At 32.5% G+C, this 2,931-nt stretch carries 2 protein-coding genes; both read right to left on the bottom strand.

The features are described from left to right. Nucleotides 1–2,060: 2,060 nt before the first annotated feature. On the bottom strand, nt 2,061–2,384 hold the full coding sequence (locus H5968_RS24790) for a helix-turn-helix domain-containing protein (RefSeq protein ID WP_187042059.1): 324 nt from the start codon (nt 2,382–2,384) through the stop codon (nt 2,061–2,063). Then, on the bottom strand, nt 2,381–2,629 hold the full coding sequence (locus tag H5968_RS24785; protein ID WP_370569810.1) for a type II toxin-antitoxin system RelE/ParE family toxin: 249 nt from the start codon (nt 2,627–2,629) through the stop codon (nt 2,381–2,383). The genes H5968_RS24790 and H5968_RS24785 overlap by 4 nt, the downstream gene beginning before the upstream one ends. Nucleotides 2,630–2,931: the final 302 nt, after the last annotated feature.

Below are 2,931 nucleotides of genomic sequence, written 5' to 3'. Positions count from 1 at the left end.
TGATAATTGATAATTGATAATTGTCTGAATCAGGATAACCAGGATTATAGGATGTACGGGATGTGATTGATAATTGATAATGGATAATTGATAATTGATAATTGTCTGAATCAGGATAACCAGGATTATAGGATGTACAGGATGTGATTGATAATTGATAATGGATAATTGATAATTGATAATTGTCTGAATCAGGATAACCAGGATTATAGGATGTACGGGATGTGATTGATAATTGATAATTGATAATTGATAATTGTCTGAATCAGGATAACCAGGATTATAGGATGTACGGGATGTGATTGATAATGGATAATGGATAATGGATAATTGTCTGAATCAGGATAACCAGGATTATAGGATGTACGGGATGTGATTGATAATTGATAATTGATAATTGATAATTGTCTGAATCAGGATAACCAGGATTATAGGATGTACGGGATGTGATTGATAATGGATAATGGATAATGGATAATTGTCTGAATCAGGATAACCAGGATTATAGGATGTACGGGATGTGATTGATAATTGATAATTGATAATTGATAATTGTCTGAATCAGGATAACCAGGATTATAGGATGTACGGGATGTGATTGATAATGGATAATGGATAATGGATAATTGTCTGAATCAGGATAACCAGGATTATAGGATGTACGGGATGTGATTGATAATTGATAATTGATAATTGATAATTGTCTGAATCAGGATAACCAGGATTATAGGATGTACGGGATGTGATTGATAATGGATAATTGTCTGAATCAGGATTTTCAGGATTATAGGATGTACGGGATGTGATTGATAATTGATAATGGATAATTGATAATTGATAATTGTCTGAATCAGGATTTTCAGGATTATAGGATGTACGGGATGTGATTGATAATTGATAATGGATAATTGATAATTGATAATTGATAATTGTCTGAATCAGGATAACCAGGATTATAGGATGTACGGGATGTGATTGATAATGGATAATTGATAATTGATAATTGTCTGAATCAGGATAACCAGGATTATAGGATGTACGGGATGTGATTGATAATTGATAATGGATAATTGATAATTGATAATTGATAATTGTCTGAATCAGGATAACCAGGATTATAGGATGTACGGGATGTGATTGATAATTGATAATGGATAATTGATAATTGATAATTGTCTGAATCAGGATAACCAGGATTATAGGATGTACAGGATGTGATTGATAATTGATAATGGATAATTGATAATTGATAATTGTCTGAATCAGGATAACCAGGATTATAGGATGTACGGGATGTGATTGATAATTGATAATTGATAATTGATAATTGTCTGAATCAGGATAACCAGGATTATAGGATGTACGGGATGTGATTGATAATGGATAATTGTCTGAATCAGGATTTTCAGGATTATAGGATGTACGGGATGTGATTGATAATTGATAATGGATAATTGATAATTGATAATTGTCTGAATCAGGATTTTCAGGATTATAGGATGTACGGGATGTGATTGATAATTGATAATGGATAATTGATAATTGATAATTGATAATTGTCTGAATCAGGATAACCAGGATTATAGGATGTACGGGATGTGATTGATAATGGATAATTGATAATTGATAATTGTCTGAATCAGGATAACCAGGATTATAGGATGTACGGGATGTGATTGATAATTGATAATGGATAATTGATAATTGATAATTGATAATTGTCTGAATCAGGATAACCAGGATTATAGGATGTACGGGATGTGATTGATAATTGATAATGGATAATTGATAATTGATAATTGTCTGAATCAGGATAACCAGGATTTGAGGATGTACAGGATGTTGTTTATAAATTATCCAAATAATATAAAATAATCAAGAATACAAAAAAACGATAATCTTATAAAATTATAAAAATCCCATCCTGTTAATCCTTTAATCCTAGACATTATCTCGACTTCGCTCGATAACCACCTGACTCAAACAATATAAAATAATATACCAGTCCCCAGTCACCAGTCCCCAGTCACCAGTCCCCAGTCACCAATTCATACAAATAACTACAAGACTATCACTGTTTCCCCCTGATTAACAACATCAGGAAAACGAATATGTAAAGTAACTTCTGTATCCATCTTTTTCAAAAACATTAACAATTTACCCTCGCTAAAACGCTGAAATTCACCATTCATTAAATGAGATACTTCCGGTTGTGAAATACCCAAAATTTCGCTAATTTCTCGCTGTTTTAAATTACGTTGTTTTAAAATTCTAATTACTTGAATCCCTATTTTACCTCTAGTTAAAAGTTCATCCGCATTAGCAAAACCTAAATCTTTAAACACATTACCGCTACTTTCTGTAAATGTCTTTTCTTGTGTCATTGTTCCTGTTCCCTTGCTACTGCATCTTTGTAACGTTGTTTAATCAAATCAACATCAGATTGTGGGGTTTTAATTCCCTGTTTTGACTTCTTTTGAAAGGCGTGTAAAATATATATATTCTTGCCAATTTTTACCGCATAAACACACCTATAAGCATCCGTATCATAACGTTTAACGATTTCATAAACACCACTTCCTACACCTTTAAGGGGTTTTGCATCCATCGGAGTTTCGCCAGCTTGTATTAATTAGACCTCTCCAAAATAGAATGTATTGATTTTTAATATATTGTAGGGGCGAAGCATTTGGGCGATAATTTGACGGAAAAATCAGACATCTAGATATCCCAAATGCTTCGACCTGCCCCCATAAATAAGTTCCATAATTTCTTTTCTGGAGAAGTCTATTAGACATCTCCACAATAGAATGTATTGATTTTTAATATATTGTAGGGGCGAAGCATTTGGGCGATAATTTGACGGAAAAATCAGACATCTAGATATCCCAAATGCTTCGACCTGCCCCCATAAATAGGTTCCATAATTTC

Source organism: Sphaerospermopsis sp. LEGE 00249 (genome assembly GCF_014299995.1).
Taxonomy (GTDB): domain Bacteria; phylum Cyanobacteriota; class Cyanobacteriia; order Cyanobacteriales; family Nostocaceae; genus Sphaerospermopsis; species Sphaerospermopsis kisseleviana.
The sequence above is the reverse complement of the archived record's forward strand: the minus strand, read 5'-3'. Positions and strand labels throughout refer to the sequence as shown.

Bases quoted from the DNA above. Each gene is read 5' to 3' on its own strand.
- H5968_RS24790 (WP_187042059.1), bottom strand. From the start codon at position 2,384: ATGACACAAGAAAAGACATTTACAGAAAGTAGCGGTAATGTGTTTAAA.